At 67.7% G+C, this 13,863-nt stretch carries 7 protein-coding genes; 4 read left to right on the top strand and 3 right to left on the bottom strand.

Translation table 11 applies throughout. The features are described 5' to 3' along the window. Positions 1–4: 4 nt before the first annotated feature. Entirely contained in the window at positions 5–628 is a 624-nt protein-coding gene (locus OG203_RS42180; protein WP_405162787.1) for a TetR/AcrR family transcriptional regulator, read from the top strand. A 6-nt stretch (positions 629–634) separates the two neighbouring features. Here the strand turns inward: OG203_RS42180 and OG203_RS42175 are convergent, their stop codons facing one another. Next, positions 635–973, bottom strand: coding sequence for a hypothetical protein (locus tag OG203_RS42175; protein WP_405162786.1), 339 nt, complete (start codon positions 971–973; stop codon positions 635–637). 272 nt (positions 974–1,245) lie between these two features. Between OG203_RS42175 and OG203_RS42170 the strand changes: the two genes are divergently transcribed. After that, positions 1,246–2,856 carry an acyl-CoA carboxylase subunit beta gene (locus OG203_RS42170; RefSeq protein ID WP_405162785.1) on the top strand — a complete coding sequence of 537 codons (1,611 nt, stop codon included), beginning with the start codon at positions 1,246–1,248 and terminating at the stop codon, positions 2,854–2,856. Positions 2,857–3,053: 197 nt separating this feature from the next. Here OG203_RS42170 and OG203_RS42165 read toward each other — a convergent pair whose 3' ends face one another. Further along, positions 3,054–4,157 carry a ParB N-terminal domain-containing protein gene (locus tag OG203_RS42165; protein ID WP_405162784.1) on the bottom strand — a complete coding sequence of 368 codons (1,104 nt, stop codon included), beginning with the start codon at positions 4,155–4,157 and terminating at the stop codon, positions 3,054–3,056. Positions 4,158–4,827: 670 nt separating this feature from the next. Here OG203_RS42165 and OG203_RS42160 point away from each other — a divergent pair. Continuing rightward, positions 4,828–7,662: an AAA family ATPase gene (locus OG203_RS42160; protein ID WP_405162783.1), complete on the top strand. Its 2,835-nt coding sequence runs from the start codon at positions 4,828–4,830 to the stop codon at positions 7,660–7,662. 150 nt (positions 7,663–7,812) lie between these two features. After that, positions 7,813–8,571, top strand: coding sequence for a thioesterase II family protein (locus OG203_RS42155; protein WP_405162782.1), 759 nt, complete (start codon positions 7,813–7,815; stop codon positions 8,569–8,571). Here the strand turns inward: OG203_RS42155 and OG203_RS42150 are convergent. After that, a complete protein-coding gene (locus OG203_RS42150) occupies positions 8,568–13,862 on the bottom strand; it encodes a type I polyketide synthase (RefSeq protein ID WP_405162781.1) in 5,295 nt (1,764 codons plus the stop codon). The two genes, OG203_RS42155 and OG203_RS42150, sit on opposite strands and share 4 nt — an antisense overlap. Between the last annotated feature and the right edge of the window lies 1 nt (position 13,863).

Raw genomic sequence — 13,863 nt, 5'->3', positions numbered from 1 at the left:
GCCCATGGAGGAACCCGGGTTGCGCGAGCGCAAGAAGAGCCGCACGCGTCAGGCGATCGTGGACGCTGCCTTCGCGCTGTTCCAGGAATCGGGGTTCGACGGCGTCTCGGTCGCCGATATCGCGGCCGCTGCTGAGGTTTCCAAGCCAACCCTGTTCGCCTACTTCCCGACCAAGGAAGATCTGGTGCTGCGCCGGTTCATCGGCGGCGGGCGGGGGTCCGCGGTCGTTGTGCGGGAACGCCCGTCCGGCATGTCCGCACTGAGTGCGCTCCGCCAGAACTTCCTCGACCTGCTCGCCAAGCGCGATCCGCTCACCGGACTCAACGACAGTCCGGAAGCCGTCACCTTCCACAACCTGCTCTACTCGACGCCCGCCCTGATGGCTCACCTGGCCGGATACATGGTCGCCCAGGAGCAAGATCTCGCCGACGCGCTGCGCACTACCGTCCAGCCGAGCGACGAGTTCACCGCGCATCTCGTTGCGGCACAAGTCTTCAGCGCGCAACGGATCCTGACGTATCACAACGCCAAGGCAATACGATCCGGCCAGCGGGCCGACGACATCTACCCCGCTGCGGTCGCCCGAACCGAGACCGCCTTCGACGTCTTGGAATGCGGTGTGACCTGAGCGCCGTTACTCAGTGCGTCGTCGCCGATCGCGGACGGTCACCGAGATGACCGACCGAGCCAGCGCACGTAGGTCGTCCGGAATGAGCAGGGGTGCTACCGCGCCCTCGAAGCCCTCCAGGATCGCGCCGTCGGACCAGCGCACTTCATAGCGGTACCAGCAGCGGACCTCGCTCGGGTGGTACGGCAGTTCGAGCTCCAAACGCACCGCCATCTCGACCAATGCCGCCGCGACCTGGGCGGCCCCGCCCGTGTTCGTCACCTGCCACCAGAGGGGGCTGGCGCGGTCGTCCTCGGAGATTTCGACCAGGTACGTCAGCTCGCCCCGGTCGCTGAACTCGGTCACATCTGCCACCCTGCCAGAACATACCGGACCGCCGAACCAAAACCCGTGCGCGACGGCGCATCTCGCTCAGTGTATCGGCGGGTTCCCTGGCCTGCCGCGACGGCGATACCGTCGAAGGCAAACCTGGACAGCGATTGTGCGGATCCCGAGTATCTGGCCACGGCAGCTGTTTAGGGGTGTGGCCAACGCGTTTAGGGGGCAATCGGGATGCCGCAACCCGCCGTGACGCAGCCACACTTGCCGCAGACCTCTGCGAAGAATGGGCGGAATCCATGACCGTGATCGACGAGATGGGCGGAACCCACGCGGCAGCCGAACCGCGGCGGCCGGGGCCGAGCATGCACAACAAGCTCGCCGAACTCGACGCGCGACGCGAGCGCGCGGCGGCGGGGCCGTCGCAGCAGGCCACGAATGCCCAGTGGGTCCGAGGCAAGCTCTCGGTCCGGGAACGGATCGAGCTGCTCTTCGATGACGGCAGCTTCCGCGAGATCGAACAGTTCCGCAGGCATCGGGCCACCGGATTCGATCTCGAGGATCGCAGGCCCGACACCGACGGCGTCGTCACCGGCTGGGGAACCGTTTACGGCAGAACGGTTTTCGTCTACGCGCACGACTTCCGAATCTTCGGCGGATCGCTCGGGGAGGCGCACGCCGAGAAGATCCACAAGGTGATGGACCTCGCGCACTCGGCGGGCGCGCCGATTGTCAGCCTCAATGACGGGGCGGGCGCGCGCATCCAGGAGGGCGTCAGCGCGCTGGCGGGCTACGGCGGCATTTTCTCGCGCAACGTGCGGGCCAGCGGAGTGATACCGCAGATCAGCGTGATGCTCGGCCCGTGCGCTGGCGGCGCGACCTACTCCCCCGCGCTCACCGATTTCGTGTTCATGGTCCGCGGTATCGCGCAGATGTATATCACCGGGCCCGACGTCGTGCAGTCGGTGACCGGTGAGGAGGTGACCCACGATGAGCTCGGCGGCACGGAGGTGCACAGCAGTATCTCCGGCGCGTGCGCGTTCGCCTACGACACCGAGGCGGAGTGCCTCGCCGAGGTCCGATTCCTCATTTCCCTGCTGCCGTCCAACAATCGGGAGCTGCCGCCGGTGCGGCGCGGTGGCGACCCGCCGCATCGGCGCAACGACGCGCTGATCGACCTGATTCCGAGCAATCCGAATCACGCCTACGACATCACCCCGGTGATCGAGGAGATCGTCGACGACGGCGAACTGTTCGAGGTGCACGAGCATTGGGCGCGAAACATTATCTGCGGACTGGCCAGGATGGACGGGCACGTGGTCGGCGTCGTCGCCAACCAGCCCGCCGTGCTGGCCGGTGTGCTCGATATCCACGCGTCGGAGAAAGCGGCCAGATTCGTCCAGATGTGCGACGCGTTCAGCATTCCCTTGGTGACGCTTGTCGATGTGCCCGGATTCCTGCCCGGCACCGCACAGGAACATGGCGGCATCATTCGACACGGCGCGAAGCTGTTGTACGCCTACTGCAATGCCACCGTCCCGCGCGTGCAGGTTATTTTGCGCAAAGCGTTCGGCGGCGCCTACATCGTGATGGATTCCAGGTCGATCGGCGCCGATTTGTCCTTCGCCTGGCCGACCAACGAGATAGCGGTCATGGGTGCGGCGGGTGCCGCGAACGTGGTGTTCCGCAAGGAGATCGCGCAGGCGTCCGACCCGGAATCGACGCGCAGCCAACGCATCAAGGAATATCAGCAGCAATTGATGCATCCCTATTACGCCGCCGAGCGTGGGTTGGTCGACGACGTGATAGATCCCGCGTCGACCAGGTCGGTCCTCGTCGATGCCCTGGCCATGTTGCGCGCGAAGAGCACCGAGCTGCCCGCCCGCAAGCACGGGAACCCGCCGATGTGAACCAGCCCGTAGTCGGTTCGATATCCGTGCTGTCCGGTGCGCCGTCCGAGGCGGATACGGCGGCGTTGATCGCGGTCCTGCTTATCTGCCTCAGCCATTCGAACAATGCGGCAGGACAACAGTTTCCGGCCGAATCGGTAGCATGGCAACGACCGGGCGGCTATCGACCGCCCGGGATGTGGAGTCGGTGACGCGAATCAGGACGCGTCGGCGATCCGCCGATTGAGCACCGCGGCGAATTGCCGCAATTCCTCCGAATACTGTTGCGCGAGCGCGGCGACGGCGGGCACACAGTGATCAGGCAGGTTGGCCGCGAGCTTGTCGCGTTCGGCGATGGCCGCGGCCGACGCCTCCAGCCAGCGCAGCAGGACACGGCCCGATTCGGTGAAACGCAGCGAGGGGTCGCTACGAAGCCGCTGCACGATCGGCGTCAGGTCTGGCGTCCAGCGACGTTGTGCCACAGCGGCATTCACGTTCCGCATAGTGGTGTCGGCGCGCTGCTCGGCAGGCTCGGCGCGGCGTTCGAACCGCTCGGTGCGCTGCCGCTCGGCGGACTCCACGCGCTGCCGTTCCGCAGACTCCACGCGTTGCCGCTCGGCGGACTCAGCGCGCTGCCGCTCGACCTGCTCGGCGGCCCGCTGACGCGGCGGCACCGGATCCTCGCCGCGGCGCAACCGATCTCGGACATTCTTGGCGGTGGTCGCGGATATCCCGGCCGCCGTGGCCACGGCCCGCGTCGAGGCGACCGGGTTCGCGACGAACAGTGCGGCGGCCCGCAGCCGCCCCTCCCGGCTGCCCGCCCGGTGCAGCACGCCGTTGCGGGCGATCCGATCGGTCGACTGCGGAATTTCCGCAGTGGCGTTGCGGCGGATCACCCCGACGGTCTTGTCCGAGATGCCGGATGCGGCCGCGATGGCCCGATTCGACCATTCCGGATAAAGCGAAACTATCCGCAGCGCAGCGGCTTTCCGGTCGGCGAGCGACAAGGGCAGACCATGGGTCATGTTGAGTCTCACTGCTAGGACGAACGCCTCTCTCGGCTCGCCGTCGAAGAACACCGCGGTGATCGTGCTGTCGCCACGCAATTGCGCCGCCTTCAGTCGATGCCGTCCGTCGATGACGTGCATCGTCAGCCGGTGCACCAGGATCGGCGGCAAATCATCCGGTGATTCGGCCAGCATGCGCACGTGCGCCGCGTTCTCCCCTTTTACGCGCGGCGAGTCCGCGACCAACAGCTCCGCGATCGCGAGTTGCACGACTTCACCGAGATCAGCTGACCAGCCGGGCGTTGTATTACTCAACGATCTCCCCCGGACGCTCCCGCACCACAGTGTTCCTATCCGCGCAGCCAAATCACAGCACCCGCTCCGAGCCAGGCAAGGAAAACCGTCGTGCCTCGTCGTTGATCCTCGAACAGATCCACCCACTGGTCAACCCCTGTATCTACGTTCAAAATGGCACCGCGCAAGGGTGCCGAGCCATTCGGCCATTCCGCTGTCTGCGCAGGCGACAAAATGGCGATGCCGGATTGCGGTATGTGTTACGCCCAAGCAACATAGTGATGCGTCAACCAAAAGAATCCAGATCATTCCGCGCGGTTGCCACCCACAGCCGACTCCCAGCGTTCAGCCCCCGGTTTTGGCGGGTTGACATGGCTGTGACGCTACGGGCAGCCTTGGTGATCGTGGTCCGCGCAGTTCACGCGTACTGGCCGTGATTCAACAAAGGTGTCGAGGATTGGCGGGCCATGTGATTTCCCGGCTAGATAGGGAGGCAGTGAGCCGTGTCCAACGAAATCAATCCGCACCGATACTCATCGACCAGTAACGCGATTATCGAAGACAGGTGAGCGTTCACCGGCTGAGGCAGTAGCACCGCGTAGGGGCGCGGTAGCGCACTTCGGCCGGTTCGACGGGGGTGGCCTGAAGATCGATCGGCCGACTCCGCGGTGATCCTGCGGGCGTCGGCCGAATGGACGCCCGCCGAAACACGGGCACGGGCACGTTCAGAGGAGGAAACGTGGCCTTCCTGGCCTTTTTCACCGCTTTAGAATACCTATTGAATTCGCTTAGTGAGATAATGGAAGGTTCCGGCCAGCTCGTTCTCGTCAAGGGGGCACCTGCGAGCGGCAAGACGGAATTACTCGGTAAATTCGCTCATCATGCTGTCGAGTCCGGAGCGTGGTTGTTGTACGCGGCCGGATCGAGAGCCGAACATTCGATTCAAACCGGGATCATCGACCAGCTGTTCACCAGTCCCGGATTGCCGGAAAATACCGTCGAGCGGATCACGGAATTGGTGGTCGCCGACCCGTTCCTCGGCACCGGCCGGCCGGACAGCGCGGCGGTCCGCCACGCGCAGGCCCGCACTGTCCACGAGATATGCGCTGAACTGGTAAATCTGGCCAGGACGCGACCGGTCGTCATCTGCGTCGACGACCTGCAGTTCGTGGACGACTGGTCCTTGCAGCTACTGCTTTCGGTGCAGCGGCGCATCACGTCCTCGCGGATCCTGCTCGTCGTCACCGAGCGCGCGCCGTACAACCCGAGCTGGCCCGCGGGCCAGGCCGAGGTCATCCTGCATCCGCATCGCCAGCTGACGCTGGCGCCATGGTCGGTGGCCGGGGTGACCGAGGCGTTCGCGCAGTGGATGGACGCGGCGACCGCCGAACGGCTCGCCACCGCGGCGCACGAGTTGACCGGCGGCCATCCGATGCTGGTCGAGGGGCTGATCGAGGACCACCGCAGCCGCGAGCGGTCCTGCGGTGCCGCGAGCGACTGCGGCCTGCTCGCGGTGGGCGCCGCGTTCGGCCAGGCGGTGCTCGCGTCCGTGCGTCGCCTCGAGCCGGAGTTACTCGATGTGGCGCAGGCCATCGCGGTGGTCGGCACGCACGGCACGCCCGAAATGATCAGTCGCATACTGCGAATCAAGCAGAAGGCCGTCGAGCAGGCGATCGACATCATGACCTCCGCCGGCCTGCTGCGCGAGGGCAACTATCGTCATCCGGTCGCCGAGGAGGCGGTACTCGCCAGCCTGTCGGCCGAGTACGGCGCACAGCTACAGTTGCGCGCCGCCGAAATGCTTTACGAGCGCGCCGCACCCTCCGGCGCGGTCGCCACCCACCTGCTCGCGGCGGACAGTGTGCCGGGCTCATGGGCGGTCCAGGTGCTGCGCGACGCCGCCGATCAGGCATTGGCCACCGACGACAGCGACGCGGCGGCACGCTGCCTCGAACTCGCGCTGACCGCGGTCACCAATGACCATGAGCGACTGGAGATCACCGGCACGCTCGTGTTCGTGACATGGCGGGTGAATCCATCGGTGGCCATCAGACATGCCGCACCGCTACGTGCCGCGCTGGAACGGGGCGAGCTGCGCGGCCGGCCCGTCGTCGCGGTGCTGCGCTGCGCGCTGTGGACCGGCGACGAGCAGATGGTCGCCAAATCGCTTGCGGTCCTTTCGGAATCGCTCGGGCCCGACGACGCGCACACGGCCGCTCAGATACGGGTGGCCAGGCTCTGGTTCTACGGTCCGTCGCACGCGCGGCTGCCCGATTTCGGCGACCCGTCCCGGACCAGCGCCGAACCGTGGACCACGGCGACCAACACGCTGAGCACGGTGCTGACGCACGGTGGCAGCGATGCGGCGACGGCAAGTGCCGAACAGGTCCTGCAGAGCTGCCAGCTCGGCGACATCGAACTGGAGTCGGTCGCGGCCGCGATCATGACGCTTGTGGCCGGGGGTGAGGTGGGCCGGGCGATCTGGTGGTGCGACGAGATCATCCGGGATGCCTTGCGGCACAACGCGATCACCTGGCGGGCGGTGCTGAGCGCGTTGCGTTCCGGCATCGCCTTCCGGCGCGGCGAACTCGCCTCGGCCGCGGCTCAGGCCGAAGCCGCGCTTGCCCTGCTGCCGACCGAGAGCTGGGGCGTGCTGATCAGCGGCCCGTTGACGACGATGCTGCTGGCCAATACCGCGATGAACAACATGGACGCGGCGGCGGCCGCGGCCCGGCATCCGGTCCCGCAGGCGATGTTCGGCACGGTGAACGGATTGATGTACCTGCATGCCCGCGGTCAGTACTACCTGGCCGAGGACCGGGTGCTCGCGGCCATCAGCGACTTCCAGACCTGCGGCAGGCTGATGCGGGAGTGGGCACTGGACGTGCCGGTGCTGGTGCCGTGGCGGGTGGATCTGGCCGAGGCGAACCTGCGCCTCGGGCATGCCGCGGTGGCACGGGAATTGGTGAAACAGCAGTTGAGCCAGCAGACTCCGCTCGACGCACGGACCCGAGGAGTATCGCTGCGGGTGCTTGCCGCGTGCAGCGGTCCGACGCAGCGCGCGGCGTTCCTGCAACAGGCCGTCGAGTGTCTGCAAGGGCCGGGCGACCGGCTCGAGCTGGCGCGGGCGCTGTCCGAGCTGAGCCAGGCGCATCAGCAGCTCGGCGAGTTCGAGCAGGCGCGCGCGCTGGCCCGGCGGGCCGCGCAGGAGATGAAGACCTATCGCTCCGGGGCGATGGTGATGCAGTTGACGCGCGAACGGACCAAGCCGATCCGGACGTCGGTCGTCGAGGAACGGCACGAGCCGGTGCCTCGGCTCAGCGAGGCCGAGCGCCGGGTGGCCGAGCTTGCCGCGCTAGGCCACACCAACCGTGAGGTGAGCAGGCGGCTGTTCATCACGGTGAGCACGGTGGAGCAGCATCTCACCAAGGTGTATCGCAAGCTCGGCGTCAACAGCAGGGCCGACCTGCCCACCGGCCTCGCGCTGCACAACAACGCGGTGCCCGGCGGTGACGTCGACGCCTGATCGAACCCCTACTCCGCCATACGATTCGTACGGCGGAGTAGGGGCGGCCCTGTAATCGCGGCGGTGGGGCCGCGCGCACTAGCGAACCCTCGGTGATACCGGCTTGAATCGAAGTGGCGCGGTGCGCCGAGCTGTGGAGAGGGATGACGAATGAGCACGGTAAAAACGTCCGCCGAAACCGGTGCGTGGGTTCGGCGATTCCATCCGGCGCCCGACGCGGCGACCCGGCTGATCTGCTTCCCGCATGCCGGGGGCTCGGCCACCTTCTACTTTCCGGTCTCGCGCGCGTTGTCACCCGCGATCGACGTGCTGGCGATCCAATATCCGGGACGGCTTGAGCGGCGCAACGAGCCGTGCGTCGAGGACATCCACGAGCTGGCCGACCTGGTGGTCGAGCAGCTCGCGCCGTGGCTGGACCGGCCGGTCACGCTGTTCGGCCATAGTTTGGGCGCCACACTGGGATTCGAGGTCGCGCGCCGACTCGAGGCCGAGGGGGTGACCCCGCTGACGCTGTTCGCGTCCGGCCGCAGGGCGCCGTCCACGCATCGCGACGAGTACGTGCATCGCTACGGCGATGACGCGCTCATCGAGCAGATCGGCCGGATGAGCGGAACGGACGCCAGGGTCCTCGGCGACGAGGAGATGCTGCGCATGATCCTGCCGACGATCCGCGGCGACTACAAGGCCGCCGAGACCTACCGAATGCGGCCGGGACCGCCGCTGGCCTGCCCGATCTCGGTACTGACCGGTGACGAAGATCCTGAGGTGACGCTCGATGAAGCGCAGGCCTGGGAAGGACACACCAGTGGCGGGTTCGAGTTGACGGTGTTCCCCGGCGGGCACTTCTTTCTCACCGACCATGTCGCGGCGGTGCTGGAACAGATCAAGCAGGCGGCGGTCGCCCACTAGCCGCCGAGTTCCTTGTCCAGGATGGCGAACAGCTCGCTCGCCGTCGCTTCGGCGAGATCGTCGGGGTTGTCGACGCCGAACATCGTCTCGTGCAGGTGTTTTGCCAGCGCGGCCACCGAGGGGTAGTCGAATACCAGGCTCGGCGGCAATGCGCAGGCGGTGGCGGCGGCCAGTCTGTTGCGGAGTTCGACCGCGCTGAGCGAGTCGAATCCCAGGTCGTGGAACTTCTGGTCGACCTCGATCGCGTCCGGACGGTCGTGACCGAGGACGGCTACCACCTGGGTCCGGACCAGCTGTCCGATGGCGCGTTCCCGTTGCGCTCGACTCATCACCGAAAGTTCCTCGCGGAGTACGGGATCCGGTGTCGTGTTGGTGTGGACGGTGCGTCGCGCGGCCGCGGGGACCGCGTCGCGGAGCAGGGCGGGTAAGTCGTGCTCGCGAGTGCGCAATGCCGCGGCGTCGACTCGCAGCGGCACGGTCACCGCGGTGTCGGTGCGCAGTGTGGCGTCGAACAGGGCAAGCGCCTCGTCGACCGGGAGTGCGGGGAAACCCTGGGCTCGCGTCCTGCGCTGGACCTCGTCGAGTTCTTGTGTCAAACCTGTACGCACGTCCCATAAACCGAAGGCGGCCGAAACCGCTGGCAGGCCAAGGGATCTGCGGTGGGTGGCGAGTGCGTCGAGGAACACATTGGCGGCGGCGTAGTTTCCCTGCCCGCCGGGCAGGACGTGACCGGCCGCGGAGGACAGCAGCACGAAGCAGGTGAGGGCCGAATCGCGAGTGAGTTCGTGTAAGTGCCACGCCGCGTTAGCCTTCGGTGCGAGCACCACGTCCATCTGGTCCGGTGTCATCGCATCGATGAGGCAGTTGTCCGAGGTACCCGCGGCGTGCACGACGGCGGTCAATGGATGTGCGGCGGGAATCGCGGCAAGCAGCGCCGCGAGTGCGTCCCGGTCGCCGACATCGCAGGCCGCCACGGTGACCTCGGCACCTGCCGCGACCAGCTCGGCCCGCAGGGCGGCCGCGTCCGGCGCGCACGGGCCGCGGCGGCTCGCCAGTAGTAGATGGCGAACCTTGTACTCGGACACCAGGTGTCGCGCTATCAGTGCGCCGAGGCCGCCGGTACCGCCGGTCACCAGCACCGTGCCGTCCGGGTCGAACTCCGTGAGCGTGGCGGCGGCCGTGGCTCGGCCGAGCCTGGGCACCAGCACGGCGTCGGCGCGGACGGCCAGTTCCGGCTCGCCGGAGCCGATCGTGAGCGGGACAGCGGTCGTGAGCGGGACGGTGGTGGCGAGCGGCGCGGCGGTCGCGAGCGATACGGCGGTCGCGAGCGGCGCGGCGGTGGCGAGGTCGGTGTCGGCGGCGAGGTCAGCGTCGGCGGCGAGGTCAGCGTCGGCGGCGAGGTCGAGCAGCACGAACCGGCCGGGGTTCTCCGCCTGTGCGGCACGCACCAGGCCCCAGACCGGCGCCTGGCACACGTCGAGGTCCTCGTGGTCGTTGGTCGCCACGGCGTTCCTGGTGACAATGACCAAGGTGGCGGACCGTGATTCGGCCAACCACGCGCGCATCGTCGACAAGACGGCGTGCAGGACGCTACGCAACCCGGAAGGCACCGGACCCGTAGGTGTTCGACATTCCAGCACAACGACTTCCGGCGCAGAGGCAGTCTCGGCCAACACCTCCCATGTGCACCACGACACGACCCTCGGCACGACCGCGGCAGGCGACCACCGCACTTGCCATAGGTCGCCGGTGTCCGGCGTGGACGTCAACTGCTCCGGTGATACCGGACGGAAGGTGATGGCGTCGATGGTCGCGACGGGTGTGCCCGACGGATCTCGCAACGCCAAGGACATCGTGCCGCCGTCGCGCCGCAGCGTTGCCCGTACGGCGGTCGCGCCGGTCGCGTGCAGGGCGACATCGCCGAAGGAGAACGGCAATTCGGTGTTCGGGCGATCGGGGTCCTCGGTGACGCTCCACGCATGCAGTGCCGCGTCGAGCAGGGCCGGATGCAGGCCGAAGGCGGCGGCATCGGCGGATGCGGTCGCGGGCAGTGCGATTTCGGCGAACACCTCGTCGCCGCGCCGCCATGCCGCGCGCAATCCCTGGAAGGTCGGTCCGTAGCGGTATCCCTGATCCAGCAGGGTTTCGTAGACACCGGACAGATCGGCGGGCACGGCGTCGGCGGGCGGCCATTCGGTCGTCTCCTTGACTGCCGCTCGTACTTCCGCGGCGAGCACGCCGGTAGCGTGCAGTGTCCATGGTTGCGCGGCACCTGGCAGATCGGCTTTGGCAAAGATCCGCAGCGGCCGACGGCCAGCGGCATCGGCGCCGTCGACCACCACCTGGACCGCGACCCTGCCGCTCGCCGGGAAGATCAGGGGCGCACCGAGGATGAGTTCCGCGACCGCCGGGCAGCCGATCTCATCGCCCGCACGTACCGCCAACTCCACGAAACCGGTGCCAGGGAACAGGATTCGATCGAACACCGCGTGATCGGCAAGCCACGGCTGGATTTCCGGCGACAGCACGCCGGTCAACCCCACACCACCGGTATCGGGTGCCTCGATCCCCGCGCCGAGCAGCGGGTGGGCAACGGGCCGTTGGCCAAGACCGGACGCGTCGACGGAACCGGGTTGATCGAGCCAATACCTCCGGCGCTGAAACGAATACGTCGGTAACTCGACCCGCCCACGCCGACCGTAATAGGCCGACCAATCGACGGATGCCCCCGAAGTGTGCAATGCCGCGAGCGCCGCCAACGCGGTGCTGGGCTCCGGCCGGTTCCGCCGCTGCATGCTCAGGCACACGATCGTGTCGGCATCGGCGGACTGCCGCGCCGGTCCGGTCAGCGCGCCGTCCGGCCCCACCTCGACGAGCCGAGTCGCCCCCGCGTCGGCCAGCGACCGAACCGCATCGGCGAACCGGACCGTATCGCGGACATTACGCACCCAGTGCTCCACCGAAACCCCGTCGACCCGCGTACCCGTGACGGTGGAGAACAGCGGAATCTTCGGTGCCGCGTACCCGATATCCGCTGCGACAGCCCGGAATTCGGCGATCATCGGTTCCATCAACGCGGAATGGAAGGCATGCGAAACCCGCAACCGAGTGGTCCGGTGCCCCTCCCCCGCCAATCGGTCCGCCACCGCGAACACCTCGTCGGCGACACCGGAAAGCACCACCGCCCCAGGGGCGTTCACCGCCGCAACCGCCACCGCGCCGGTGCACAGCGGCCGGACCTGCGCCTCGGTCGCCTGGACCGCCACCATCGCCCCGCCCGGCGGCAACGCCTGCATCAGCCGACCACGCGCCGCGACCAACCGCGCCGCATCCGCCAGCGACAGCACCCCCGCCAGATGCGCCGCCGTCAACTCACCGATCGAATGACCCGCAACGAAATCCGGCCGTACACCCCAGGATTCGAGCAACCGGAACAGCGCGACCTCGAAGGCGAACAAACCCGCCTGCGCCCACATCGTCTGCTCGAGCAACGCGGGATCAGCACCCCACATCACCGCACGCAACGACCCGGCCAGCCGCGAGTCCAGCTCCGCGACAACAGCATCGAACGCCTCGGCGAACACCGGGAACGCCGCCGACAACTCCCGTCCCATCCCCAACCGCTGTGCGCCCTGACCGGTGAACAGAAAAGCGGTCGAGCCTTCACCGGCAGTGCCGAACACCGCGTCCGCGGGCAACTCCCCCGCAGCGAGACCGTCGAGGCGGCGCAGCAGTTCAGCCCGATCGACACCGGTCACCGCGGCACGATGCCGAAACTGCGTCCGCGAGTTCGCCAGCGACAATGCCACATCAGCCGGTTCGAGCTCCGGCCGCGCAGTCACGAACGAACTGAGCGTTTTCGCCTGTGCCCGTACAGCTTCCGCGGTCTTGGCGGACAGCACCCAGGCGACCGCCGGTAACGCCCCATCCCGCACCTGCGGCGCCTCGATACCGGAATACCCCTCGATGATCACGTGCGCGTTGGTCCCGCTGATCCCGAACGACGACACCCCGGCCCGGCGCGGACGCTCCGTCACCGGCCACGGCCGCGTCTCGGTAACCAGCTCGACGGCACCGGAGTCCCAGTCCACGTGTGGATTCGGTGCCGCGAGATGCACGATCCCCGGCACCGACCCGTGCCGCATGGCCAGCACCATCTTGATCACGCCCGCCACCCCGGCGGCCGCCTGCGTATGGCCGAGATTGGATTTCACCGAACCGAGCAACAGCGGGTGGTCGCGCTCACGCCCATAGACCGCGAGCAAGGCCTGCGCCTCGATCGGATCGCCGAGTGTTGTTCCGGTGCCGTGCGCTTCGACCACATCGACCTCGGCGGGACGCAGCCGGGCCGAGGCGAGCGCCTGGCGGATCACCTGCTGCTGTGCGGGTCCGTTCGGGGTGGTGAGGCCGCTGGAGGCGCCGTCGGAATTGACCGCACTGCCGCGTAGCACCGCGAGGATCGGATGACCGTTGCGCTCGGCGTCCGAGAGCCGTTCGAGCAGCAGCATTCCCGCGCCTTCGGAGCATCCGGTGCCGTCCGCCGCCGCCGAAAACGATTTGCACCGGCCATCTTTGGCCAGCCCACGCTGAGTACTGAAGTAGACGAACATGTCCGGGGTCGTCATCACGGTGACCCCACCGGCCAGCGCGAGCGAGCATTCACCCTGCCGCAGCGACTGGGCGGCCCAGTGCATCGCGACGAGCGACGAGGAGCACGCGGTGTCCACCGTGATCGCCGGACCGTTCAGCCCGAGCGTGTAGGCGACCCGGCCGCTGACCAGGCTGCCATCGCTGCTGCCGAGACCGTAGTCGTGATACATCACCCCGGCGAAAACCCCGGTGCGACTTCCCTTCAACGAGCTCGGATCGATGCCCGCCCGTTCGATCGACTCCCACGCGGTTTCCAGCAGTAGCCGCTGCTGCGGATCGATGGTGAGCGCGTCACGCGGCGCGATGCCGAAGAACGCCGCGTCGAAATCGGCTGCGTCGTAAAGGAACCCGCCCTCGGTGGCGATGCTCTTACCCGCCTTGCCCGGTTCGGGGTCGTACAGCCCGGCCGTGTCCCAGCCGCGGTCGGTCGGAAACGGCCCGACCGCGTCGACGCCGTCACGCACCAGCTGCCACAGCCCGTCCGGCGTGCTGACACCGCCGGGATAGCGGCACGCCATCCCCACGATGGCGATCGGTTCGGCGGCCGCATCGGTCAGTTCGGCGTTGCGGGCGCGCAGCCGCTCGTTGTCCACCATCGTTCGGCGGAGGGCTTCGGCCAGCTGCTCGACGGAGACATCCACG

The organism is Nocardia sp. NBC_01499, assembly GCF_045040275.1.
Taxonomy (GTDB): Bacteria; Actinomycetota; Actinomycetes; order Mycobacteriales; family Mycobacteriaceae; genus Nocardia.
This window is presented reverse-complemented; position numbering and strand designations above follow the sequence as displayed.

Excerpts from the sequence above, each read along its gene's own strand:
- OG203_RS42155 (WP_405162782.1), top strand. The coding sequence starts at position 7,813 with ATGAGCACGGTAAAAACGTCCGCCGAAACCGGTGCGTGGGTTCGGCGA.
- OG203_RS42160 (WP_405162783.1), top strand. The coding sequence starts at position 4,828 with ATGGACGCCCGCCGAAACACGGGCACGGGCACGTTCAGAGGAGGAAAC.
- OG203_RS42170 (WP_405162785.1), top strand. The coding sequence starts at position 1,246 with ATGACCGTGATCGACGAGATGGGCGGAACCCACGCGGCAGCCGAACCG.
- OG203_RS42180 (WP_405162787.1), top strand. The coding sequence starts at position 5 with ATGGAGGAACCCGGGTTGCGCGAGCGCAAGAAGAGCCGCACGCGTCAG.